Source organism: Bacillus altaicus (assembly GCF_042136375.2).
GTDB classification, from domain to species: domain Bacteria; phylum Bacillota; class Bacilli; order Bacillales; family Bacillaceae_G; genus Bacillus_A; species Bacillus_A cereus_U.
Map to the genome: position 1 here is coordinate 3,776,435 of NZ_CM143394.1, position 23,520 is coordinate 3,799,954.

Here is a 23,520-nt window from a genome sequence, read left to right on the forward strand (position 1 = left end):
ATCACCATCTTATTGAAATACTTTCTTAAATTGTTTTCCTATTTCATCTTGTTCTTTCTCAACTGTTTTCCAATCAATATTTAATACTGGGATCTCTTCTACATTTGGTCTATTTTCAGCTTTTATATCTTTTCTACCAGGCAATAAATACGCTTTAGAAATTTGTTTTTGCACATCATCTGATAATAAATAATCAATAAACTCTTTTGCACCTTCTACATTTTTACTATCCTTCATAATGCCTGCTGCCCGTGGACTAATGACTGTTCCGCTTTTTGGATATACGATATCAACCGGTTCACCCTTTGCTTTTGCACTGTACGTCATATAATCAACACCAGCAATTACCATATCTTTCGCACCTGTTACAACTGGATCTAACGCTTCTTGGTTTGCCCCTGCTACTGTAACTTCATTTTTCTTAAGCTGTTCAAATAACTTCCATCCATCTTGTCCATTCTTTTTCACGTATCCTGTTACAAAGTCTAAAGCCGAACCTGAAAGCGCTGGATCTGGAAGATTCACTTTCCCTTTCCATTCTCCTTTTGTTATATCGCTCCAGTCTTCAGGCGCTGTCTTCACATTTTTTGTGTTGTACACAATTCCTAATGCTGAAGCACTATATCCGAAATAATGTCCTTTATCATCCGACCATTCAGAACGAAGCTTATCAGCTTGTTTCGCTTCTTTATAAGCTAACGTTTGACCATCTTTCTTTAATCCTTCCATAGCTGGTAAAGAAGCGAGTACGACAACGTCAACGACTGGATTTTTCTTTTCAGCTTCCATTCTCGCTAAAATCTTACCTGTTGTTCCTTGAAACATTTCCACTTTTATACCGGTTTTCTTTTCAAAGTCCTTTTGAATTTTTTCTGCTAATCCTTTCGGTCCTGCACTATATACAACAATTTTCTTTTCATTAGAATTTTTATTTTTTGCATCTACATTACCTGTCTTTGAGCTACAACCTGCTACTACAGCAGAAAATAGTAAAGTACATACAAATAAAGACTTAAGCGAACTGAATTTCTTCATACGATTCTCCCCCTATATGATGAATACATTTTTTTGGTACATATAACGATACCGGTTTACCGATGCTTAGCTTACTATTGTTATAAGCTGTCCATACACCGAGTGTCCCCATATTTACTTTCACTTCATAACGTTCTCCTACATATGTAACGTACTGAATTTCACCTGTATACGTATCGCACACTTCATTTTTTGTCCAGCTCACGTGCTCTGGACGAATCATTTGTTTATTCTCTACAAGCCAATTTGCCTTACCAACAAACTTTGCAACAAATTCATGAGACGGTTTCACATAAATATTTTCTGGTGTTCCTTTTTGTAATACTTCCCCTTGTTTCATTACAATAATTTGGTCTGACATTGACATAGCTTCTGTTTGATCGTGTGTTACATACAATGCCGTTAAACCAATGGAATGAACGATATCCATAAGCTCTAAGCGCATTTCTTCTCGTAAAATTGCATCGAGTGCACTTAACGGTTCATCAAACAAAATAAAATGAGGCTTTGTTACAATTGCTCTAGCAAATGCGACACGTTGCTGCTGTCCACCAGAAAGTTCGTGTGGATATCTTTTCTCCATACCTTGCAGGCGAACTCGCTTTATCGCATCTTCTACCTTTTCGCGTAAATGATTCGTTTGCTTTGTAGCCCTTAAACCAAATGCAACATTTTCAAAAACAGTCATATGCGGCCATAAAGCAAAATCTTGAAATACCATACCGATATTCCGTTCATGAGGAGATGTTTTTACCTTTTTTGTAGACGAATACATGCACTTATCTCCAAAATATATTTCTCCTTTATCCGGTTCTTCAAGTCCTGCAATCATTCTAAGCAAAGTCGTTTTCCCGCATCCTGAAGGTCCTAAAAGTGTGGTGAATTCCCCTTTTTTCATTACAATCTGTAACGGCTTTAACGCCTGTGTTTTTCCAAATGCCTTTTCTAATCCATGAATTTTAATATCCATCGTTTCACCTCTCTCCCCTCATTCTTAACCTGCTTTCATTCTATCTGGAAGATTTATACTGAATGTTAATGTACTGTAAAGATTAAATTAAAAAATCTCTAATAAACTATTTATTTCTATAGATTTTTTCTATAGTTAGAAGAAAAAGGGGCCAACTTATAATGAATCTCTTAAAATTAGAAATTGTAGTGCTTATTAAGAAATACAAAAAGCTTACTATCGTTGCAGAAAAACTTGGCGTTAAACAACCTACTATTACGTTCCATATAAAAAGCTTAGAAGAGGAACTTGGTGTACCTTTATTTGAATTACGTTCCGGAAGGTATTTCTTAACAGAAGCTGGTGAGGCGTTGCATCATTATGCTTGTAAAATAGATGCACTTATGAAAGAAGCTAGGCGGGTCACACAAGAGTTTAAAGATTTTAATAAAGGCGCTATAACAATTGGTGCTAGTTATGTACCAGCGACTTATCTTTTACCAGAAGTTGTTCACCAATTTCAATGCGAATTTCCAAATATAAAAATAACACTCATAGTAAAAACAGCTCCTGAAATTCGAACGATGCTACAAAATCATGAAATTGATCTCGGGGTAATTTCTGCGGCACCGTTTGACGAACCACTTCTAAAACAAATGAATGTAATGCCTGATACACTTGTTCTTGCCTTTTCCAAAGAACATCATCTTTCTAAAAGAACAAATGTATCATTACAAGATATCGAAAAAGAACGTATATTATTGCATCGTAACCCATCTACAACGAGAGATTTACTTACACAATGGACGTTAGCACATAACAGCTTCTTTCAATCAGAAATTGAACTAGATTCATTAGAAACGATGAAACAAATTTTAAAATATGGTAATGGGGTTGCCTTTATTTCAAAACTTGCTATTGAGCAAGAAGTACAACGAAATGAGCTATGCTATATACCGATCCCTGATTTTGAATTTCAGCGTAATATTTACACCATTCATCATGAGGACAGATGGAATTCTAAAATAATTTCTTTTTTACTACATAGCATTACTTCTTTTGCAGCAAAAAATTAAAAGGCTGTCGTTATACACGACAGCCTTTTACACTATAACTCTATTTATTTTTCTTTTCCTCAATTTTTGCTTGTGCCTCTTCAGCCTTATCTAATGCTTCTGAAACTTTTTTCTCTTTTTCTTTCACTTCATCTATACTATCGACAGCTTTAATAAGTTTATCGATTCCTTCTTCTTCTATCTTTCTATGCTTTGCCACTCTTTCATTTACTTTCTCTTCCACATCTTTTGCTTTTTGAAGCATATTCTCTGCATTTGATGTCACAGCTTTTTCAAGTGCATCGTCTTTTTTCTTTTGTAACACTTCATTTGCAATATCTTTCGTTTCTGCATACTTACCGTCTTTTAATGCTGTCGCACCGTGATCTAGTAACTGAGCGACTTCTTTATATGCCTTCACTTCATTTCCTGTTTTCTCTTTTTCCGCTTTTTCAAACCACATAATCGCATCACTATATTTTTCATTTTTCAATGATTGCATACCTGTTTCAATATACGTGTCATAATTACTACATCCAGTCATTACGACTAACAGAAAAAGCATTACAAAACTTAATTTTTTCATGATGTTTTCTCCTTTTCTTTGCCTGCTCACTTTACTGTAACATACATGAAAAAGAGTTTCAAAAACTTAAATACTAATTTGGTCATTTTTATTGTTTCCAGTCAATTTTTTAATACTTTCTTATTTTTAAACCGACACATCCACTTGCTTTTTCGCCACATGCTTTCTTACTCCCACTAATACAACTAACAATAATCCTCCGCCTAATGTCATCATAACAATGCTAGTCGGCAACATATCTAATAAAAATCCATATACAATCATACCGAGCGGTGCGATTGCGGTAGAAATTGTTTCAAGTAAACCGAATACACGCCCTAAATAGCTTGGGTCTGTCGTCTTTTGAATATGTACTTGCATCGGTATATTTACTATCATCATTGACATACCCGTTAAAAGCATAAATAAGATATAATACATGAAGCTTGCTACTTTCGGAATGGTAACTAACAATGGAAAAATCGTACATACACTTAAGCTTGCAAATAAAAATAACCCAACATAAACAGAGCGAAACAGATTATTCGTTTCCTTACGCATCGATAAAACAATCGCACCAATTAACATTCCGACCGCTAACATTCCCTCTACAGTACCTAATTGCTTCGAAGATAAATGTAAATTTTGAACGATAATATATGGAAGTGCCACGAAAAGTGCACTCGAAAAAAAGTTCACCCATAGTGCAATTTTCATTAGCCCATATATTTCATGCTGTCGTTTTACATATGAAAAACCTTCTTTTATACTCGTCAAGAAATGCTCTTTACTTTCAGCCATTTCTTTTTTATATAAATCAAATACGATAAATAATTGCACAATAACCGCTAAAAAGAATGTAATGCTATTTAGCAGGAAAAACGATTTAATCGAAAAGAAACCAAATACAACTCCGCCAATAATTGGCGCTAAAATATTTGATAAAGATGCTGCCGTCTGGTTCAAAGCACTCGCTTTTTGAATACGCTCCTCATCTACTAAATTAGGAATAGACGAAGTTAATGCAACAGAATAAAAACTTGCACAAATTGATAATAATGCTGCTGAAACATAAATAAACAGAAGTGATGGTCCAAATATAGTAGTAAGAATAAACATAATAAGCATCGTTAAACTACTTAATAAATCTGTGCCAATGACAAGCCATTTTCGATTGACGCGGTCAGCTACAGCACCTGCAATTGGTCCACAGATCATTCTTGGTATTGATCCGCAAATTAGCGTAATTGCAAATCCCATTCCTGAACCCGTTGTCTTTAATACGTATAATCCCATTGCAAACGTATAAATACCTGCACCTAATAAAGATGTCATTTTCCCAATCATCATTAGCATAATATTTCTCGTTGCAATCTTCATTTTTGAATCATTTTGACCTATACTTACATCCCCCATTATGACACTCTCCCCTTAAAAGTTAAATTGTGTTAAACTTATTATATAATCAACCTTCCAATTTTTACAACGAAAAGTTTAATTGTATTTAACTTTTTAATTATAAAGGAGCATGTGATGGCTACTCTAGGCGAAAAAATTAAAACGTTACGAAAAGAAAAAAAGTTTACTCAAACTGAGCTAGCAGGTTCAGAACTGACAAAAAGTATGCTAAGTCAAATTGAAAATGGAAAAGCTACACCTTCCATGAAAACATTACAATATATCGCTGAAAAACTTGGATGCGAAACGAGTTTTTTACTAGAAGAAGATGATGTAGAAATGGTAGAACTCATTCAACAAATGGAACAACTAATAAAGGCAAATAAATGTGATGAAGTATATGAGACTTTACTACCTATCGTTCAAAAAGAGCTACCTTCTACTTTAAATACCGCTCGTTTATATAAACAATTTGTAACAGCTGCAGCGATTATGAAAGATTATAACATTGAATATTACGTTGAAAAGGCTACTTCTATTTTTGAAAAATATACTTTATACCGTGACAGTACGGAAACAAAATTAAAATTATCCTTTACGATATTCACACGTAAAAAATATGCTGAATGTTTACAACTTATAGCTAGTATCCGAAATGACTATGAAGAGAAACATTTAGAAATGGATCTCATTATACATATCGAGTTATGTTTATATGAAGCCATCATTTTACTAGCATGTGGCGATTATGAACAATGTGAAAAAAACATATTAGAAGCACTCGCATTTTCAAAAAAACATCAAGTGTATTATAAAACAGACGAATTTTACCGTATTTTATCTTACCAAAAAGTCATTACAGCTGATAAAGAAAAATATTTATATTACATAAAAAAATCGGAGCAATTCGCCATTTTTACAGAAGATACTTTATCCATTGCTATTATTGATCTTTTAAAAGCTTACTACTACAACACAATTACTAATGAATATACAATTGCATTAGAACACCTAGAACAATTTCGAGAAAAACTTAAAGATGAGCCAATTTTTCAAGACGACGGATTGTATTATCTTGAAAAAGGGAAAGCTTTATACGGCTTAAAACGTTATGAGGAGGCTTTACAAACATTGCAACGTGGTATCATGCCGGATTATATGAACCATCCACTTGATCAAGCGTGGCTTACAACAGCTGGTGCATATCGTGCCCTTTGTTATGTTAAACTTAACGATAAAAAAAGAGCTCTTGAGGAAGCTACAGAAGCCGCTCAAAAGATAAAATCCTATCCGGATTCCATCTTCTCTTCATTTATTAAAGAAACATTACGAATAATACAAAAATTTTAAAAATGTCTCGAAATGGTATATTATTCCTCCTTTTTTGCAAAGATAATAATGATGGGAGGAATATAAATGAATATACAACGCGCAAAAGAGCTTTCCGAGTCATCTGAAGAAGCCAATGTCAGTTTCCAAGGCATGCCTGTTATGATTCAACACGTTGACGAAAGCAACGAAACCGCCCGCATATATGAAGTAACAAATCCAAAACGCGAATTAACAGTTCCAGTTAATAGCTTAGAGGAAATATAAGCAATGCCACGTGAACCTCTCCACCTAAATCATAGATTTTGATGGAGCATCCTTTATCATAAATACGGTTAACTCAAGCATTTTCACACCGCTAGTGCGACCGCCTGAAGAAAACTAATGAATGTAGATAAGGATTGCTGTGTTCTGGCTAAAACTTGAGGTACTTTTGCCTCAAGTTTCAACTTTTTCTTTTCAGAAAAAGCTTTAAGATGCTCACGTAAGAAATAACGTGCACCTATATTGTAAGCTGCATTTAAATCAGCATGGTAGACCTTGCCATTTTGGAATGTTGCGAGGTCTTTTTTATGATTACGTACAACCTCACCTGAGCCATCATAGGCTAATTTACTAGTATTTGCAGCATTTACTCGGCGAATACGAATTCCTCGGTAGTGCGCCATTTGTTGTACTTTATTTTGAATGCCATTTTTGCACCAATGATGTAATTTTTGTTTGAGTCGTTTGGCTCCGTAAGTGTTAGGTGGAAATTTCATTTCCCCTAAAAATTCAAATACGATCACATCAGCACGTTGCTGTTCCGCAAAGTTTACGATGCGTCGAGCTGTATCTATTACGATGTGCTTTTGTAGACCGTTTATCTTTCTCCAAAGGTTAGGAGCGGAAATGTACCCATATTTATTTTGTGCGATTTTTACGTTCTTACTCATTCGATCCATCCGGTCTTTTTCTATTGGCTGGTTAATAAATGTACGTCCAATGACAGTTCCATCGGGACGAATAGCAGAACATACCGCAGAATTGGTCATTCCAAGGTCCACAGAAATAATCGTTTGGTCTTTTATGTTTGTTTTATTTAACGGAATTTTCTTCTCATAGGAGATAGCTAGGTAGTATTTCTTCCCACTTTTTATCAGCTTTGGATTGCATTCTTTCCAACCTGAAACGCCTCTCTTTTCTAAATCCATTGGTTTATATGTAATATCTATCCAAACCCAATCTTTTTTTATAAATAACTTTAATTTCGCTTCATGGTTACTTCTTTTTTCAAACATATTACCGCGGTAGAAAATAGGAAATTCATTGTGTTCAAGTTGAAAAGAAGGTGGCCGTTTTGAAAAACGTTTCCCCTCTTGTTTCGCTTGTTCTTTTTCTTCTATCCAGTTTCGGAGTAAGGAACGATAACTTTTCACTTTTCCGAAGGCGGAAGCGATAGCCGCGCGCCTGAAATAACTAGGGAACTTGTAAAACTGTTGGTTGAACTCTTTATATTTAGGAAGTGGGTTTGTTTTCGTCGTATGCGTCAACCTTTCAACGGCCGGTACGATTCCTTTTGTATTCCAATCGTCCAAACTTAAAAATTCTTTATCAATAACATTCATAAAATACGAAAGGGCTTCATTAAAAATTTGAATCGTTAGTTCAAATATGTTTGTTTGATTTGTTATTTTATGTTTTAACGTTTTAGATTTTGTCGCGGACATCCAACAAACCCTCCTTCCTTTTCGTATTTGAGTATGTTAAAAATGTAACCTATATTAATTTAGTTGTAAAATAATAAGGGATGGTTTCACGCATGAATGTAACAAGAATAGACATGCAATATATAAACTAACATATCTTTTAATTATAGTTACAAAATATAGACATCTTGTATTAATGAAAACATAAAAAAATAGCTCGTGGAAATTGCCCACAACCTATTTACAAAGTGGAATTATATAATGATTGAAATGAACGGTGAAGAGGATCACATACATATCTGTTTGATATTCCGCCACAAATTCACTTAGCTAATGTTGTGAATAATTTTAAAACCGTCACTTCCCGCTATATACGAAAAGAGTTCCCAGATGAATTGAAACCTTTTTACTGGAAACCGTATTACTCTTGTTTTATATACATAATTGTTTATACAATTATGTATATAACTAATGCAAGCCCTACGAGGAACAATAATAAACTTATAAATCCTCTTCTCACACACTCAATACATACTATTTTCGTTTTTTCAAATAGATCATTAGAAGAACGATACAAATAATAACAATAGGAAAAACGATCATCCAATCTTCTAAAATGAAAGGTTTTGTGATCATTTATTTTTCTTTAGTAATGTCATTTATTTTATTTAACGAACGGTTGGCTATTTTTCTAAAAATAATGTTGTGTTTGTTCAAGCACCGTAAGTATTTTATAATGCTAATCCCTGAACAAGATTTCTTTATGCATCAATTAGAGGAAGAAAAAAAGCCTCATGCTTCTTTTCTTTTTATTACGTGCTAAAATACAAACTATGAACTGATTTTAAAGGGGGAAAATGTATGGAGAACACTCCACAAAAAACTAGCCCTTATTATGCTGTTATATTTACTTCTAAACTTTCAAATAACACAACAGACTATAGTACCGTTTCCGAAAAGATGGAGGAACTTGCAAAACAGCAACCTGGATTTCTAGGTGTAGAAAGCTCACGTGATAATTCGGGACTTGGAATTACAATTTCTTATTGGGAATCACTTGAAGCAATTGAAAATTGGAAAAAGAACGCCTTACATAAAGAAGCGAAAAAAAGGGGCCGTGAGCAATGGTACGAAAACTTCCACCTGCGTATCTGCCTTGTTGAGAAAGAATATAAGTTTCATAGAGGTACATTGTAACTATGAAGAAAAAATTAGCTCTCGTTGTTGTTCATGAAATATATGGCGGAAATGATCATATGCAGCACGTTATAGACCGCTTCACTTCATCTAATATAGATGTATTTTGTCCTAACCTTCTACAATTACAAAATGCATTTCATTATAGTGATGAAGAAAAAGCATATCAGTATTTTATGAATCAAATTGGATTTGATGATGGAAAAGAGCAAATTGAAGAACTCATTACTAGCCTTTCCAGTAGTTACACACATATTGGACTTATCGGTTTTAGTGTTGGAGCTACCATCGCCTGGCTCTGTAGTAACAATAACAATCCAAAACTAGATTTTATCATTGGATGTTACGGTTCCCGTATACGCGACTATGTTCACATGAAACCTTCGTGTGCAACATTACTTATTTTCCCTGAAAAAGAAACTAATTTTTCAGTATCCTCCTTCATGCAAACATTACAGCAACAAAATAACCCTTTAGTAGAAATAAAACAACTACATGGTGAACATGGATTTTTAAATCCATACTCTGAAAAATATAACGAGCAATCTGCAAAGCAAGTATACAACATAATAGATTCATTTCTTATGAAAACTATTTTGTAAAGCAGTTTCATATGTCACTTACATTACTCTTACTTATTTTCATAATAATTCCCGTTATTTCAGCGTTAACTCTCATTTTTATAACAGTTAAAAAAGGGACATTTTTAAACCGTCCCTACTTCCAATCATTCATCGTATGCGCTTTATTTTTTGCGAATTGGATATTATATTTAACAAATTTTTATTCATTACTACCTGAGAAAGTTAGTCGATTTATATTTCTACCTATTTGGTTTTTCCTTTGCGTTTTAGGCTTTATCGTTTTCGTACGCGAATGGAAGAACAATCGTATTTTTTCCATATCTATTGGTTTTCTTTCTTTTATCCCGCATTAACGGGCAGTAAGACTCCCACCTCAAAATTCGGCTGAAGCAAAGAAGTTAGGTGAGAGATTAACTGCCCGTAAACGCCCGATTGGTTCAACTAATAATCAGTGGGGGATGAACAAAACCCCCCACTGATTAAAGTTTCACTTTATTAGTTTTCTATTTGGGTTATTGTTGTTAGTTCTTTCGGGAATGTAAAAATAAAAGGAAGAAAAGCCCAACATCAACTTTTCTTCCTTCTATTTTTACCTTTAGATTTCACTGTTACTGATTCACAAGGTGTGTAGTAAATTTGAGGTGTCGCCTTATCAACAACCATCATAAACGTAATAAAACCGATAATAAAGAAAATGAATACCGTTAACAAAATTGCTCCTATCGTTAAAAGTATCATAACACCACCCCTATATATTTCATGTTATTACACCTTTCGCTATTCTATGAGCTGAATCCTTTTTAGAAAAATAAACGTAACAAAATAATCACAATGACTCCTGTTAATACTGTTCCTAATAAACTACGAGTATATATCGCTACTAAAAATGTCGGAATTGCCGCAATGATATAATCCCACTGCACTGTCTCATGCATAAATAATACTTGCGCTAAAAGTGCTGCTAATATCGCAATCGGTATGTAATTCAACCATTTTAAGCCCCAATCTGGAATTTGCAGTTTGCTAAATACGAGAAGAGGTAATATACGTGGCACGAGTGTAACTGCTCCTGCCGCTAGTAAAAGTAATAATATATCTAATCTTATTTCCACTTCTCAATCACCACCCCTATAGTCGCAGCTAACAGTGTTGCGATAATAACTGCTATGCTATCTGGCATAAACAAATGTGAAACGTATGCAATAATAATAGCTACAATCGCAACCGTAAGATGAATTGCTAGTTTCGGTTTACTACTTATAAGCTGGAGAACAAATAATCCAATAAACATCGCTGGCAAGGCATAATCCATCCCGTACGTATGAGGATCTGGTATCCACTCGCCAAAGAGTCCGCCAATAATTGTAGCTATAATCCAATTTAAATATGCTGTTACGTTTAATCCCAGCATCCACTTTTCACCTAAATAACCTTTTTGCGCTGCGTGCTGCACTGCAACGCCGAAAGTTTCATCTGTAATTTGTGAACCGATTATTAAGTTTTTAAATAGAGGAATTTTCGTGAAGTAGGGCGCAAGCGCAGCGCTCATTAAAAGGTGCCGTAGATTAACAAAAAATACGGTAAAAATGATTGCCGAAGCCGGAGCACCCGCAGCATACATACCTGCTAATATAAATTGAGCAGAACCTGCATAAATTAAAGTGGACATAAAAGCAATTTCAATTATGGAGAAACCAGCTGTTTTCGCAATTACACCAGCCGCTATACCAATGCTCAAATATCCAAATACAGTTGGTAAACAATCCTTTACACCTTGTTGAAATGTATCATCGCTCTGCAATGTCATATGTGCCTGAGCTTTATTCATCTTTCTCTCCCTCCATTTCTTCCATACTACGTTTTCCTGTTACGACATGAACTAAATCTATATTTTCTCGCCATAACGTATCTAACTTATTAGTACCAAAGTAATCCCTCACAATCTATATAGCTCCTATTCTGTTTTCTGATAGTAGTTGTTATTATAACTACTAATATAGAAAAGAAGTCCCTTGCAGTCAACTGATAATTCCCAATTTTCGAACAGAAATAAAAAGCCTTCTTTTAAAAGGCTTTTTGTACATAATGTTCCTATTATTTTAACTGCAAAGAATTTGATATATTATCCTCCAAATGCTCACGTAAAGTTGAACCTGTATACTCTTCTCTAAATACACCTGCTCTCACGAATAAAGGAATCACTTCACTAAAGAATAAATCCAATGATTTAGGAGGTCCACCTGGAATTGCAATGAATCCATCTAGTGCCCCTGCTTCAAATCTTTCCATAATTTGTTTGAAAACGTCTTGTGGTGTGCCAATAGCGACCCAATGAGCAGAACCAACAACTTCTGGTCGTTCTAGTATTTGCTCAACAGTTGGTTCATTTTTAATGATAAAATTCCGTAATAATTCGGCATGTGTTTTACTGCGTACAGTTTGATTCCTACTCGGTATCATATGTTCAGTAACCTTACTTTCTAATGGTATCCCTCTAACGTCTAACCCGAGAACCATTTCGAGTAAAGCGTACCTCTTCTCTTTTGTAAGGTGTTGATGAGCTTGCCTGTGCATTTCTAGTGCTTCTTCATATGAATCACCAATAAAGAAATATAAACCAGGCAATACACGTATATCCTCTTGCTTTCGGCCATGCTTTTCTGCTCTTCTTCTTAAATCTTGACGAAGTTCGATTCCTGACTCTACATCTGGCATCGCGGCGAAAATTGCATCCGCAACAGAAGCAGCAAAATTCCTGCCAGACTCTGAAGCACCAGCTTGAAATAAAGGCATTTCCCCAGAAATATGTTGCGGAACATTAAGTGGACCTTTCACCTCAAAATGTTCACCACTATGCTCAATTGGCTGTACCATTTCTCTAATTACATCTGCATTGTCTTCTTTTAAAACTTCATAAGGATGGCTCCTCCAAAGTTTTCTTACTAAATCTGTACATTCTGCCGCTTTCGCGTATCGCTCTTCAGATGGTGGCATCCCTGTCTCACCAAAGTTTTCAGCACCGTCAATGGATGTGACAATATTCCAGCCTACTCGGCCGTTACTAATCCAATTTAAAGATTGTAGTTGCCTCGCTAGTATATATGGTGGATAAAATGATGTTGAAGCGGTCGTAACCACTCCAATTTTTTCTGTCGCATAAGCAATTGCAGTAAAAAGTAATGTTGGATCTAAAATTACATTCCCCTTATTACGTGCAATTAAATCTGGATGTGCCACTAAATAATCCGCTTTAAAAACAAAATCTAACTTAGCTTTCTCTGCCAGTCTTGCTAACTCTACTTGTTCATCGATTCCTGAATCAAACTTATTCTCTTGTTCTTTCTTTCTAGAAATCAAACATAACCCAATGCAAAGATGTTTTTTGGTAGACATATGTACACACCTTCCCCTTAGTTTTTAATTCACCTAATTAAACAAGTGATACGACCATCGCAGCTTCTATTCTTATTAAAGATAAAATGATATTGATAATCATTATCATTTTATGATGTAACCTAAATAAAAGCAACAAAAAAAGACTCCCTCTAATGGGAAGTCCTTTATCCCGCATTAACGGGCAGTACGGCTCCTAGCTCAAAACCAGAAGTTAGGCGGGGAATAACTTCCCGTAAATGCCCGATTGGTTCAACTAATAATCAGTGGGGGATGCCCCCCCACTGATTAAAGTTTCACTTTATCTCAATATTTCATTCGCTTCTTTTTCATAAATTTTATCAAACGAAGTCATGATGCGCTGCGATGCTTGAATCATTTTTTGATTCGTCATTAAATCTGCCATCTCTTTCGTCATATCAACATTTGAATTTTCTAGCATATGATTTTTCACAATCCCTGTTCCATTCGGTAAATCAGCAACGTTTCCTTCTGCTAGTGTAAAACTTTTGTTTTCACGTTGCACGAGGCGAGCGTTTGTTTCTGTGTCTACTGTCTTCGTTTGCAAGCGGCCAATATTATTTTGTGTTACTTCATCGTATAATGTACCGTCTGCTTGTACAGCTATCTTTGCTCCTTCTGGAATACGAATACGTTCATTATTCTCACCCATTACGAAAGCACCAGATGCTGTTTGTAAATAACGATCACTATTTAATGTAAAACTACCGTCTCTCGTTAAAAATGTTTCATCATTTTTAGAAGTAACGAAAAATGATGATGTACCAGCCGCACCGTCGTCTAAAAAGAAATCTGTAGCACTATTTGTCATTTGTACATTTCCTTGTACTAAGTTCACATGCGTCGCAGCTGGTACTACAGCGTAATCAACCGAACCGATATTTGTCATCGCGCCGTCACCGCGGCGATATGTGTCTTGCACATCAAATACTTTAGAAGTCATGTTTTCTGCTTTAAACCCTTTCGTTTGGGCATTTGCGACGTTATTAGAGTGTACATTTAAACGCTGCATGTAATTCATCATACCCATAGAACCTATATAAAGACCGTTCATACTCGTTTGAATAAGGCAGGCGCCTTATTCTTCACCTCTCTTCTTACGATGTTTGTAACATTTGTTTTGCTAAATGTTCAGCTGTAGCGATATGTATATGTTGCTTCACGTCTTGTCCATCTGTCATTAATACAATTGGAGCTGATGATACAGCTGGAATTTTCAACAATTCACCACTACTCGCTGTTTCATCAAATTTCGTAAATACGATTCCATCAATATGAATATCTTTAAAATTCGTAATGATTTCAATCATATCTTTACTTTTCATAGAAGCAGATAACGTTAAACAAATATAATCTGGCTCTACTTGCCCCATCGTCTCAATCATTTCTTCAACCGTATCTGACGTACGATAATTCTTTCCAGCCGTATCTATTAAAATATAATCGACGCGAGCTTCTTCTTTAAAATAAGTAAGTGCCCTTGCCATTGCGGCTTCATCCCGCACAGCGATAACTTCTGATCCAATTGTTTTCACGTAATCTTGCAGTTGCTGTACCGTTCCGATGCGAGAGTGGTCTGTCGTAATAAAACCAACCGTTTTTTTCTTACCGTGAAACTGCCATGCCATTTTCGCAAGTGTCGTCGTTTTTCCAACGCCAGTTGGACCGATTAATGCAATTGTTTGTACCTCTTTTTCAAATACGTTTTCAGTATTGAAATGAGATCTCATATCTTCCAATATGTATCCGATGACTTCTTCTTCTGTAATCATCGTTGCATTTTCAAACTTCACTTTTAATTTTTCAGCATATGCATGAATGAAATATTGTTCCACATCGTTTTGTTCTAACATCCGAATTACTTTTTGAATAATAAATGGTACAGATTCCTGTTTTTCTTTTTTTATAACTACTTCTTCTTTCTTTACAGGAATAGCTTGTTTCACAACAGGCTGTTTTTTAGTTACTTTCGTCTCCTCCGTACGTTTCACAACGACAATACCTTTTTCAAACAGCTGTAATAGTTTCTCTTTTTTTCTTACCCATTCTTCACTATTTCCTGTTTGCATCGCTGCGTACGACATAGTAGTCGTTACGTTTTCTAAATTGTGCAAGACCGATTGAATTCCATTTGCCTTCACGATTTCTTCTGAAGGTTCACCTACAACATCCATTAATTGTTCATGAAATTGAGTTGTTCCTTCGCTATTTTCATCCTGTTTACCTTCAGGAAAAGCGACTAACATTTCATAATTCTTTTTCCAAAAAAACGGGATGTTTCGTTTTACACTTTCATCGACAACGTAGTAATAATCTGTACCATATTGGTCAAATAACTTTCGATACAATTCATTTTTCGAAGCTGCTTTTATTCGCATTAACGCTTCTTTTTTTTCTGTACTTTCCATTACTTCACCCCCTACTATTCAATATAAGCAATTTGATCTACAACAATTTCTGGTGCTAATTCACTAATACATAATACTTTAGCTTCTATTTGATAACGTTCAAGAAGTCTCACAATCGCAAATCTGAAATCTTTTCTACGCGTTAATAATACTGGCTCTCTTCCCATTAAACGAGCTTGTTTGAAAACGCGCTGTACTTGTTCTACTACACGCGTTTCTAAATCTAAATCCCAGTTTAATAAATAACCTTGGTATGAATTATTGACAACATCTGCATCTAACTCAAGCGAATCAGCGAAGAGTGCCGCATAAATTTTCCCATCAGGATTTTTCGCACTCTCACAAATAACTTTTGAAATACATTCACGAACAAACGCCGTTACACCATCAACATGGTTTTGATAAATTTCTTTCCCGTCAATAATACCTTCAATAATTGTCGGTAAATCACGGATTGAAATTCCTTCTTTCAGCAGTTGTTTAATAACATTTTGCACGAGTGATAAATCGATTTCTTTCTTTTTAATTTCTTCTAATAAAACGCCATTATCAGTTTCAAGCGAGTGAATCAAGTCTTTCACATGTTGACGCTGAATTAACTCATGAAGATTACGTCTAACGACAACATCTAAATGCGTAATTAATATGCTGAGCGGTTCTAACACTTGATAGCCCTTCATTTGTGCATCTTGTACCATATGCTCCAAAATCCAATATCCATCTTCACCAAAAATTGGATCTTTCGCTGGTTCTGCATCTAAATCAGCCATTACGTTCGGCGTTTTCAGTGCTAGTAAATAACCTGATTTTAAAACACCTTCAGCAGCTTTCGCACCTTTAATACGAATAATGTAACGTCCGCGCGGTCTGAAACTCGTATTATCTTTAAAGTTAATTCCAGGAACGTTAATACCGAGATCGGTAATAATCGACTTCCTCATAAGAACAACTTTATCACGAGCTGTTTCCCCGTTTATCTTCTGCTTTACAAGTGCCGCTAAATCTAAACCTAGCTCTACAATAATTGGATATTTATCTGTAAAGACTCCGAATGAATCTTCCACTTGTTGCAATTGCTCTTCATCGCCTTGAATCATTTCTAATTCTTTTTGAAGCTCTTCTTCTTTTTCTTTCTTTATTCGCTTTTTATTACGAACTCCTAAGAAAATAATCGTGCCTCCAACGAGAGCAAATGGTAAAAATGGTAGCGGTGTAAAAACACCCATTGCGATAAATAAACCACCGAGTGCATATACAACAACTTCATGCGCTAATAACTCTTTAAAGATTCCTTCAGTTACTGTATCAGCTGAACCGTCAAATACACGCGTTACGATAATACCTGTTGAAATCGCAAGCATTAACGAACCGATTTGGTTTACAATTCCGTCACCGACAGTTAACTGTGTATAGTGAATAGCCGCATCTGCAAAGCTCATTCCTTGCTGCATCATACCGACAATTAAACCGAAAATAATATTTACGAATAAAATGACAATCCCGAAAACAACGTCCCCTTTAATGAACTTTCCGGCACCATCCATCGCTCCGTAAAACTCTGTTTCCATATTTAATTTTTTTCGTTTTGCCTGTGCATCTTTTTCCGTAATAAGACGCTGATTCAAGTCAGCATCGATAGACATTTGTTTCCCTGGTAAAGAATCAAGTGTAAAACGAGCTGCAACTTCAGCTGTACGAGACGCACCGTTCGCAACGATAAACTGGAATATGATTAATACTATAAAAATAACGATACCAATTAATAAGTTTCCGCCAATTACGAACTGGCCGAACTCTTCAATAACATGACCCGCATTTCCATCTGTTAAAATCGCTCGCGTCGTCGAAACGTTAATCGATACGCGGAAAATCCCGATTAATAACAACATCGTCGGAAATGACTTTAATTCATCCCACTCATTAATACTTGTAGCTCGCATATAAATAAGCACTGACATACTTAGTAGAAAAACGATAACGATATCAAGTATAAATGGTGGAAGTGGAATTAAGAGCGCCACAACGAATGACGCTGCTAAAAAGATAGAAAAATAGGTTCTTGCAGAATCCATCTTAAACAAAGAGATCCCCTCCAAACGCGCTATTATACTTCAAGTTCGTTCGTTTGAATTAAATAGCGCATAACTTCAATTACAGCTACATATAAATCTTCTGGAATCGTCTCATCTTCCTCGACTTGATAATATAAAGAACGAGCGAGCGGACGGTTTTCCACCATTGGTATTTCTTGTTCACGGGCAAGCGTTCGTATATATAATGCGAGCTCATCTTCCCCTTTTGCAACGACAATAGGCGCTGCATCAACTTGTTTATTGTAACGAAGCACAACCGAAATATGCGTTGGGTTGTTCACAATAAACGTTGCACCATCCATCTTCTTCGCAATTGTCCCTTGCAAGATGGCATGCATAAAGTTTTTTCGTTTCCCCTTTACTTGCGGGTCCCCTTCATTATCTTTATGCTCCCTTTTCACTTCTTCTTTTTTCATTTTAATATCTTGTTCGTACTCCCATTTTTGATAAATGAAATCAATAATAGAAAGAACGATTAAAATAATTAAAATGGCTAGAAAGATAAATTTAATTTGGCTAATAATTTCAGTAAGTGACGCTGTCCAGTTAAATCCAATCATACTAACAATCTTCTCTAAATTCTTTTTAAAGAGAACGTACGAAACGTAACCGATTAATCCCATATAAAACAGCGATTTCAAAATATCTACTAAACTTTTACGACTAAACAATCTCGTAAAATAGTTTTTCGGATTAATACGTGACGCTTTCGGCTTAATTACTTTAGAAGAAAATAAGAAACCAACTTGAATCATATAATTGAACAAATGAAAAGCGTATACGAGTATTAATATAGGAGCTGATACTTTCAGAAGTAATATGCCCATTAAATAAAAATACTCGGTCGAATCTGTATTTTTTCCAATTTGATCAAACAGCACCGCTACGGAATTCGCAATCTCAAAACCGAGCCAATCTCCGAAGAAGTAAACGACAACTGCTAATACGAGAATGGAAAATAAATTATTTAAATCTTTACTCCGGGCGATATTCCCTTCTTCACGCGATTTTTTACGCTTCTGCGGGGTGGCCTTTTCTGTTTTATTATCCTTTGCCATGCGTGTCCCCCTACTTCGTTAAGAAAAAGTTAAATAGTTTCGTATACTCTTCCAATAATACGTCTGTCATATTTTTAAACACATAACCGAGCATCGGTACGCTCATCGCAATAAACAAAAGTCCACACGTAATTTTAATCACGTACGCATTCATAAAAACGTTTAACTGCGGTGCGTTTTTTGCGATTAATATAAGGACAAAGTTAATGATGAATAAGCTTCCCATAAGCGGCAAAGCAATTTCAACCGCTGATGTAATCGCAAATAATAACGTTGCGAGTAGACTATCTAAAAAACTAGTCGTCAACAATTTTGAAATCGCCTCTGTATATTGAAACGACTTTAAAATCGTGGCAACGAAATAGTTAATGCCGCCAAGTGAAATAAAAATAATGAGAAAAAATATATCAAAAATTGTTGATAGTAACGTAGACTGTGATCCTGCATTCACATCAAACAAACTCGCCTGTGATAAACCGATATCAAAGTCCAAAATATGCCCTGCCATTTTCGGAATGTTCCACAGCATCTCAACAATTTTTGAAAGTGATAATCCAATTACAATTTGCGTTCCTGCATAAGCAGCTACATCCCAAACTGTCTTTATGTGAGAGACATCAACTTGATCTGCTACTGTAATCGAAAGAGCGAGTCCAAATGTAACCTTTGCCATCGCCGGAATCGATCGCCCTGAGAAAAACGGTAAAAAATATAAAAATGAAGTAATGCGGCAAAACGCAAAAAACGTCGCCGCCCATAATTCCATATTCATTTCAGTTCACCTATCTTAGTACGAACGCAATAGCGATGGGATTTTATCAAATAAATCTAAAATAAGCGTCGTTAACTCTTGAAACATCCACGGACCTAAAATGATAATAACGAGTACAATACTCGCCATTTTCGGTAAAAACGTCAACGTTTGCTCTTGAATTTGCATCATAGCCATAATAACAGCGATAATAATAACGACAATCATACTTACGCCGGCAACCGGCATTAAAATCATAACCCCTTTATAAAAAAAGGTTTGAAAAATATCTATAATTGGTGACGTATTCATTTATATGACTCCTATCACATAGCATCAAACGCTTCAGGCGACCGTTTTAAACATAATATCGACGATTTTTGTATATCCACCTAAATATACGAAAACGAGTATTTTAAATGGTAAACTTAAAATCATCGGCGGTACCATCATCATCCCAAGGTACATTAAAAGTGTACTAATAATTAAATCAATAAAGACAAACGCTAAATAAATGAACATCCCCGTCAATAATCCTTTTTGAATTTGCGTTAACGTAAAAGATGGCACAAGCGTAAATAGTGAAAGATCTTTCAAATCTTTAGGTAACTCTTCTCCGCGCACTTTCAGCATCATTTTCAAATCATGCTTATACGTATGCTTCGACATATACTCTTTCATAATCGGAGCTGTCGTCTCCGCAGCTTGACTTACTGTTATTTTTTCTTTCGTCATCGGGTCCCACACATCACTCTTTAACTGACCGAGTACCGGCTGCATCGTAAATAGTGATAAGAATAAAGCGAGTCCAACAAGCACTTGGTTTGGTGGTAAATTCATAACCCCTAGTCCTTGACGGGTAATCCCAAGAACGATCATAAAATAAGTAAAATGCGTAAATAAAAGAACGATAGAAGAAGATAATGATAGAAGGGTAACGAGTGCGAATAGTTGTACACTTGAATTACTCGTAAACTCTTTTCCATTTTCGAAATTAATAAAACCGTTCGGGGCTGCATACGCTGGATTTACAAAAACAAATGAAAAAATAATAGAAAATACGAAAATAACGGCAAATAACGATAACTGTTTCTTTATTCTCATGATGGATCCTCTACTTTTTTCGTTTCACTCTTCACCGCGTCTTCTAGCGCTTGTTGAAACTGATTTCCTGTTCCTGTTAACTGCACAGATTGCACACCGTTATTACTAATAACAGTGAACACTTGCTTTCCGTCCACTTCAAACAAAAAGGCGCTCGTTTGATGATTTAAATACACACCGTCTTTCACTTGAATATGGCCGTTTTCACCTTGCTTAAAAAACTGCTGTTTGCGCGTCTTTTTCGTCATATAATATGCACCATAGCCGAGCGCACCAAACAGTAAAACGACTTGAAATAAGGTCGTCATATACGACATATGACTCCTCCTCTACTCTTTATCCTGCATTTGATTTTGCGCCTTCATAAGCGCCGCGTGTTTCTTGTCAGCTTCAATTTCAGAAATAATAATGCCAAACTTCTCGTCCATTACTATTGCCTCACCAATACCGACTTTCATATCACTTAAATATACATCTACTTTATGTCCTAAATTTTTCTCTACTTCAAGAACATCGCCAACTTTTAATTGTTTCACATCGCCAAGCTGAATCGATGACTTCCCAAGCTTTACACCAAGTTCAATCGAAATATCCGAAACGGTATCAATATGCGCTTTACCTGCTTCATTTCGCTTCCCTGCAAATTCTTCTAATCCCATTAATGACACAGGAGATACTTCATGCTTCATATGGATCCTCCTACTCTATAAAACTTTTAAATAGGAGCGCCTTACGCGTTCCATCTTTCCCAATAAAACAATTAAATTTATGTTTCCCATCTACATAACCACGTAGTTGATCTGAAACTTTCGTATGAAGCGGAATAATATCGCCTTCTTCAACTTTCTCAATCTCACCAATCGTCATCTTTTGCTCACCAATCGCAACGTGAACAGGTTTGTACACTTGATTTACTTTCACTTCTACTTCAGACGTATACTTTTTACGCTTATCCGAAGAATGTTCGACAATATTTTCAGACGTTAACTTATCCATAATTTCTTCAACAGATAAGAACGGAATTCCAATACGAACCGTCGTATTCCAAAACTCTGTTTTCATATTTACGTTCAGTAATGAAATAATATCGCTTGCCGTCGTAATCTTAAGCGCATTCGGATCTGTCTCCGTCGTTACAAACTTCGGTTCAATCGCAACAACGCTTTCAAATGATTGCTCTAAATTTTTACAAAGAAGCAAGAATATATTATCAAGCGTTAAAAATTCAAACGCCGTTAGCGGTCTACGCATCGTAAAGTTACGCTTACTATCTCCGCCAAGCCAGCATTCATGAATATATATAACGAACGCTAAATCAATCTCAATAACAATTTCTCCAAGCTCTGGTAAACCTAGATCTATCACGCAATATAAATAATAATCTTTCGGCATTTTCTCTACATACTCACTCGTAAATGGAACTTGCTCAACCGTTGAAGGCTCTAGTTCAATTGGAATACGCATACGAGCTGACAACGTCTGTGACGTCTGCTTTCCAAATGTAGACGCAATCGCCTGCAAACTACGTAAATGTTCAACACCAAACTTCTCTGGTCTATTAAAATCATACTCTTGAAATTTATCTTGCTTCCCTGCTTCTTGTGCGAAAGCTGGCATTTCCTCGCCTTCATTCACCGCCTTCAGCAGGGCATCAATTTGCTCTTGGCTTAATTTTTCGCCACTCATGACAATCCCCTTCCCTACCTTTTCAATTCAACGATTTCAACGTACATTTTCCCATTCTTCGTCAAAATCTTTCCGGTTCCAATCTCTTCATTCTCAAGCATAAGACGCACCGTATTTTTCGTTGAATTTTCAAGACGATACAATGTACCTTTCGTAATATGAAGCAGATCTTCAATTTTCTTTTTCGTATTTCCGATTTCAAAATAAATTGTTAACGGAATATCATCTTGTAATTTCAAATCTAGCCAACTCCCATATCATGTTCACAAAAATTTCATGTCCTCTATTTATATAATGAAATTTTCTATTTCGAAACGTCTATATTCAATATTTTTTTAATATATCCTTGCGTTTCTTTAAATGGCGGTACGCCTCCGTACTTTCTCACATTACCAGGACCAGCATTATAAGAAGCAAGTGCCAATACGAGATCACCGTTATTTTTCTTTAAATAACCGCTTAACTCTTTCACGCCACCCTCAATACTTTCAGCTGGTGAAAATGGATTTTTTATACCCATCTCTTTCACATTCGCTGGCATAAGCTGCATCAGCCCCATCGCCCCTGCATGTGACACCGTTTTCGGATTAAAATTAGACTCTACTTCAATCATTTTTTGAATTAACGTTTTCGGAATTCCGTATGTACTGCTAGCGCGATCAATAATATCCTCATACTTACCTTCATTAGAAGAACGTATTTTTTGAATATTATACTTATTCGTTAATTCCCACGTATCAGCAGGCTCATTTTTCGTTTCTGGGAAACGTCGTTCAAACTCTTTTTGTGCAACTTGCACTTCATCTACTTTCTTCGTTTCAGCTTTTTCTTCAGGCTTACTCACTTCCTCTACTTTATTAATAGATTGTTCCGGCTTATTAACAACCGTTTCTATTTTCGTAGATTGTACCGGCTGACTCATATCTTCTATGTTTGCCGGCTGCGTAGTACCCTTCGTCTCCTTCGCAGGTTCACTCTGCAACTTCTCTTGAAAACGACTACTAACGAATGCTTGTGGACTGCTTAGCTTCTGCTGAATTTGTCCTTTCTTATATGCAAGCACTTCTTTTACTATATTTCCAACTACCATAATATCACCTTTTCGGTAAACAAAGATAATCTAATATTAGAGTTTTTTTTTAAAGTTTGCAATAATCCTTTTGATAATATTGTAATAAAAAAATGAACAAATAGAAAATTATCATT

Annotated in this window: 28 protein-coding genes and 2 pseudogenes; 7 read left to right on the forward strand and 23 right to left on the reverse strand. The window is 35.6% G+C overall.

Features of this window, described 5'->3' with window-relative positions; translation table 11 throughout:
• Positions 1 to 9: 9 nt before the first annotated feature.
• Both ACE38F_RS19465 and ACE38F_RS19470 read right to left on the reverse strand, forming a co-directional pair.
• Positions 10 to 1,035: an ABC transporter substrate-binding protein gene (locus ACE38F_RS19465; protein WP_375369727.1), complete on the reverse strand. Its 1,026-nt coding sequence runs from the start codon at positions 1,033 to 1,035 to the stop codon at positions 10 to 12.
• Positions 1,013 to 2,005, reverse strand: coding sequence for an ABC transporter ATP-binding protein (locus tag ACE38F_RS19470; RefSeq protein WP_375369728.1), 993 nt, complete (start codon positions 2,003 to 2,005; stop codon positions 1,013 to 1,015). Before ACE38F_RS19470 ends, ACE38F_RS19465 begins: the two co-directional genes overlap by 23 nt.
• Before the next feature lie 161 nt (positions 2,006 to 2,166).
• Here ACE38F_RS19470 and ACE38F_RS19475 point away from each other — a divergent pair, with 161 nt between their 5' ends.
• Complete coding sequence (locus tag ACE38F_RS19475) at positions 2,167 to 3,060, forward strand: LysR family transcriptional regulator (protein ID WP_341307182.1); 894 nt, start codon at positions 2,167 to 2,169, stop codon at positions 3,058 to 3,060.
• Between the two features lie 40 nt (positions 3,061 to 3,100).
• Here the strand turns inward: ACE38F_RS19475 and ACE38F_RS19480 are convergent, their stop codons facing one another.
• Positions 3,101 to 3,625 (reverse strand): COG3014 family protein, encoded by a 525-nt coding sequence (locus ACE38F_RS19480; protein WP_215555877.1) that lies wholly within the window; start codon positions 3,623 to 3,625, stop codon positions 3,101 to 3,103.
• A gap of 126 nt (positions 3,626 to 3,751) precedes the next feature.
• Positions 3,752 to 5,020 carry an MFS transporter gene (locus tag ACE38F_RS19485; RefSeq protein ID WP_215555876.1) on the reverse strand — a complete coding sequence of 423 codons (1,269 nt, stop codon included), beginning with the start codon at positions 5,018 to 5,020 and terminating at the stop codon, positions 3,752 to 3,754.
• A 117-nt stretch (positions 5,021 to 5,137) separates the two neighbouring features.
• Here ACE38F_RS19485 and ACE38F_RS19490 point away from each other — a divergent pair, with 117 nt between their 5' ends.
• Positions 5,138 to 6,352: a helix-turn-helix domain-containing protein gene (locus ACE38F_RS19490; RefSeq protein ID WP_375369729.1), complete on the forward strand. Its 1,215-nt coding sequence runs from the start codon at positions 5,138 to 5,140 to the stop codon at positions 6,350 to 6,352.
• 66 nt (positions 6,353 to 6,418) lie between these two features.
• A complete protein-coding gene (locus ACE38F_RS19495; protein WP_001025736.1) occupies positions 6,419 to 6,598 on the forward strand; it encodes an H-type small acid-soluble spore protein in 180 nt (59 codons plus the stop codon).
• An 83-nt stretch (positions 6,599 to 6,681) separates the two neighbouring features.
• Here the strand turns inward: ACE38F_RS19495 and ACE38F_RS19500 are convergent, their stop codons facing one another.
• Positions 6,682 to 8,040: an RNA-guided endonuclease TnpB family protein gene (locus tag ACE38F_RS19500; RefSeq protein ID WP_375369730.1), complete on the reverse strand. Its 1,359-nt coding sequence runs from the start codon at positions 8,038 to 8,040 to the stop codon at positions 6,682 to 6,684.
• Between the two features lie 317 nt (positions 8,041 to 8,357).
• On the opposite strand from ACE38F_RS19500, the gene ACE38F_RS19505 reads away from it, so the two are divergent.
• Positions 8,358 to 8,600: a hypothetical protein gene (locus ACE38F_RS19505; protein ID WP_319805991.1), complete on the forward strand. Its 243-nt coding sequence runs from the start codon at positions 8,358 to 8,360 to the stop codon at positions 8,598 to 8,600.
• Here the strand turns inward: ACE38F_RS19505 and ACE38F_RS19510 are convergent.
• Positions 8,554 to 8,652: pseudogene (locus tag ACE38F_RS19510) on the reverse strand (class C sortase); the annotation flags it as partial. The gene ACE38F_RS19505 and the pseudogene ACE38F_RS19510 sit on opposite strands and share 47 nt — an antisense overlap.
• Positions 8,653 to 8,880: 228 nt before the next feature.
• Here ACE38F_RS19510 and ACE38F_RS19515 point away from each other — a divergent pair.
• From ACE38F_RS19515 to ACE38F_RS19525, 3 genes are read left to right on the forward strand one after another with little or no spacing between them, the layout of a single operon-like run.
• Positions 8,881 to 9,216: an antibiotic biosynthesis monooxygenase family protein gene (locus ACE38F_RS19515; RefSeq protein WP_215555874.1), complete on the forward strand. Its 336-nt coding sequence runs from the start codon at positions 8,881 to 8,883 to the stop codon at positions 9,214 to 9,216.
• 2 nt (positions 9,217 to 9,218) lie between these two features.
• The gene (locus ACE38F_RS19520) at positions 9,219 to 9,818 is read left to right on the forward strand and encodes a dienelactone hydrolase family protein (protein ID WP_375369731.1); all 600 of its coding nucleotides are present in this window, start codon (positions 9,219 to 9,221) and stop codon (positions 9,816 to 9,818) included.
• 11 nt (positions 9,819 to 9,829) lie between these two features.
• Positions 9,830 to 10,153: a hypothetical protein gene (locus ACE38F_RS19525; RefSeq protein WP_375369732.1), complete on the forward strand. Its 324-nt coding sequence runs from the start codon at positions 9,830 to 9,832 to the stop codon at positions 10,151 to 10,153.
• Positions 10,154 to 10,367: 214 nt separating this feature from the next.
• Here the strand turns inward: ACE38F_RS19525 and ACE38F_RS19530 are convergent, their stop codons facing one another.
• The 17 genes and pseudogenes from ACE38F_RS19530 to ACE38F_RS19610 all read right to left on the reverse strand — a co-directional run bounded on the left by ACE38F_RS19530 (position 10,368) and on the right by ACE38F_RS19610 (position 23,404).
• Positions 10,368 to 10,538, reverse strand: a complete 171-nt coding sequence (locus ACE38F_RS19530; protein WP_002135439.1) for a DUF3951 domain-containing protein — start codon at positions 10,536 to 10,538, stop codon at positions 10,368 to 10,370.
• A gap of 62 nt (positions 10,539 to 10,600) precedes the next feature.
• Positions 10,601 to 10,912, reverse strand: a complete 312-nt coding sequence (locus tag ACE38F_RS19535) for an AzlD domain-containing protein (protein ID WP_215555870.1) — start codon at positions 10,910 to 10,912, stop codon at positions 10,601 to 10,603.
• Positions 10,903 to 11,628 (reverse strand): AzlC family ABC transporter permease, encoded by a 726-nt coding sequence (locus ACE38F_RS19540; protein ID WP_341307187.1) that lies wholly within the window; start codon positions 11,626 to 11,628, stop codon positions 10,903 to 10,905. The genes ACE38F_RS19535 and ACE38F_RS19540 overlap by 10 nt, the downstream gene beginning before the upstream one ends.
• A pseudogene (locus ACE38F_RS19545) lies at positions 11,621 to 11,728 on the reverse strand (TrmB family transcriptional regulator); the annotation flags it as partial. The gene ACE38F_RS19540 and the pseudogene ACE38F_RS19545, both read right to left, overlap by 8 nt.
• 166 nt (positions 11,729 to 11,894) lie before the next feature.
• Positions 11,895 to 13,193, reverse strand: coding sequence for an NtaA/DmoA family FMN-dependent monooxygenase (locus ACE38F_RS19550; RefSeq protein ID WP_375369733.1), 1,299 nt, complete (start codon positions 13,191 to 13,193; stop codon positions 11,895 to 11,897).
• 301 nt (positions 13,194 to 13,494) lie between these two features.
• Positions 13,495 to 14,268 carry a flagellar basal-body rod protein FlgG gene (locus tag ACE38F_RS19555; protein WP_375369734.1) on the reverse strand — a complete coding sequence of 258 codons (774 nt, stop codon included), beginning with the start codon at positions 14,266 to 14,268 and terminating at the stop codon, positions 13,495 to 13,497.
• Between the two features lie 43 nt (positions 14,269 to 14,311).
• Complete coding sequence (flhF, locus tag ACE38F_RS19560; protein WP_375369735.1) at positions 14,312 to 15,622, reverse strand: flagellar biosynthesis protein FlhF; 1,311 nt, start codon at positions 15,620 to 15,622, stop codon at positions 14,312 to 14,314.
• A gap of 14 nt (positions 15,623 to 15,636) precedes the next feature.
• Entirely contained in the window at positions 15,637 to 17,703 is a 2,067-nt protein-coding gene (gene flhA / locus ACE38F_RS19565; RefSeq protein ID WP_215555865.1) for a flagellar biosynthesis protein FlhA, read from the reverse strand.
• 23 nt (positions 17,704 to 17,726) lie between these two features.
• Positions 17,727 to 18,773, reverse strand: a complete 1,047-nt coding sequence (gene flhB, locus ACE38F_RS19570) for a flagellar type III secretion system protein FlhB (RefSeq protein WP_215555864.1) — start codon at positions 18,771 to 18,773, stop codon at positions 17,727 to 17,729.
• A gap of 10 nt (positions 18,774 to 18,783) precedes the next feature.
• Positions 18,784 to 19,545: a flagellar biosynthetic protein FliR gene (locus ACE38F_RS19575; protein ID WP_215555863.1), complete on the reverse strand. Its 762-nt coding sequence runs from the start codon at positions 19,543 to 19,545 to the stop codon at positions 18,784 to 18,786.
• Positions 19,546 to 19,560: 15 nt separating this feature from the next.
• On the reverse strand, positions 19,561 to 19,836 hold the full coding sequence (locus ACE38F_RS19580; RefSeq protein ID WP_001098085.1) for a flagellar biosynthetic protein FliQ: 276 nt from the start codon (positions 19,834 to 19,836) through the stop codon (positions 19,561 to 19,563).
• A 33-nt stretch (positions 19,837 to 19,869) separates the two neighbouring features.
• Positions 19,870 to 20,628 carry a flagellar type III secretion system pore protein FliP gene (locus tag ACE38F_RS19585; protein WP_215555862.1) on the reverse strand — a complete coding sequence of 253 codons (759 nt, stop codon included), beginning with the start codon at positions 20,626 to 20,628 and terminating at the stop codon, positions 19,870 to 19,872.
• Entirely contained in the window at positions 20,625 to 20,945 is a 321-nt protein-coding gene (locus tag ACE38F_RS19590) for a hypothetical protein (RefSeq protein ID WP_000121176.1), read from the reverse strand. The genes ACE38F_RS19585 and ACE38F_RS19590 overlap by 4 nt, the downstream gene beginning before the upstream one ends.
• A 12-nt stretch (positions 20,946 to 20,957) precedes the next feature.
• Entirely contained in the window at positions 20,958 to 21,317 is a 360-nt protein-coding gene (fliN, locus tag ACE38F_RS19595; protein WP_002064660.1) for a flagellar motor switch protein FliN, read from the reverse strand.
• A 10-nt stretch (positions 21,318 to 21,327) separates the two neighbouring features.
• On the reverse strand, positions 21,328 to 22,314 hold the full coding sequence (gene fliM / locus ACE38F_RS19600; RefSeq protein ID WP_016103080.1) for a flagellar motor switch protein FliM: 987 nt from the start codon (positions 22,312 to 22,314) through the stop codon (positions 21,328 to 21,330).
• Between the two features lie 14 nt (positions 22,315 to 22,328).
• Positions 22,329 to 22,553: a flagellar motor switch protein FliN gene (locus ACE38F_RS19605; RefSeq protein ID WP_000775712.1), complete on the reverse strand. Its 225-nt coding sequence runs from the start codon at positions 22,551 to 22,553 to the stop codon at positions 22,329 to 22,331.
• Between the two features lie 65 nt (positions 22,554 to 22,618).
• Positions 22,619 to 23,404 (reverse strand): lytic transglycosylase domain-containing protein, encoded by a 786-nt coding sequence (locus tag ACE38F_RS19610; RefSeq protein ID WP_012260683.1) that lies wholly within the window; start codon positions 23,402 to 23,404, stop codon positions 22,619 to 22,621.
• Positions 23,405 to 23,520: the final 116 nt, after the last annotated feature.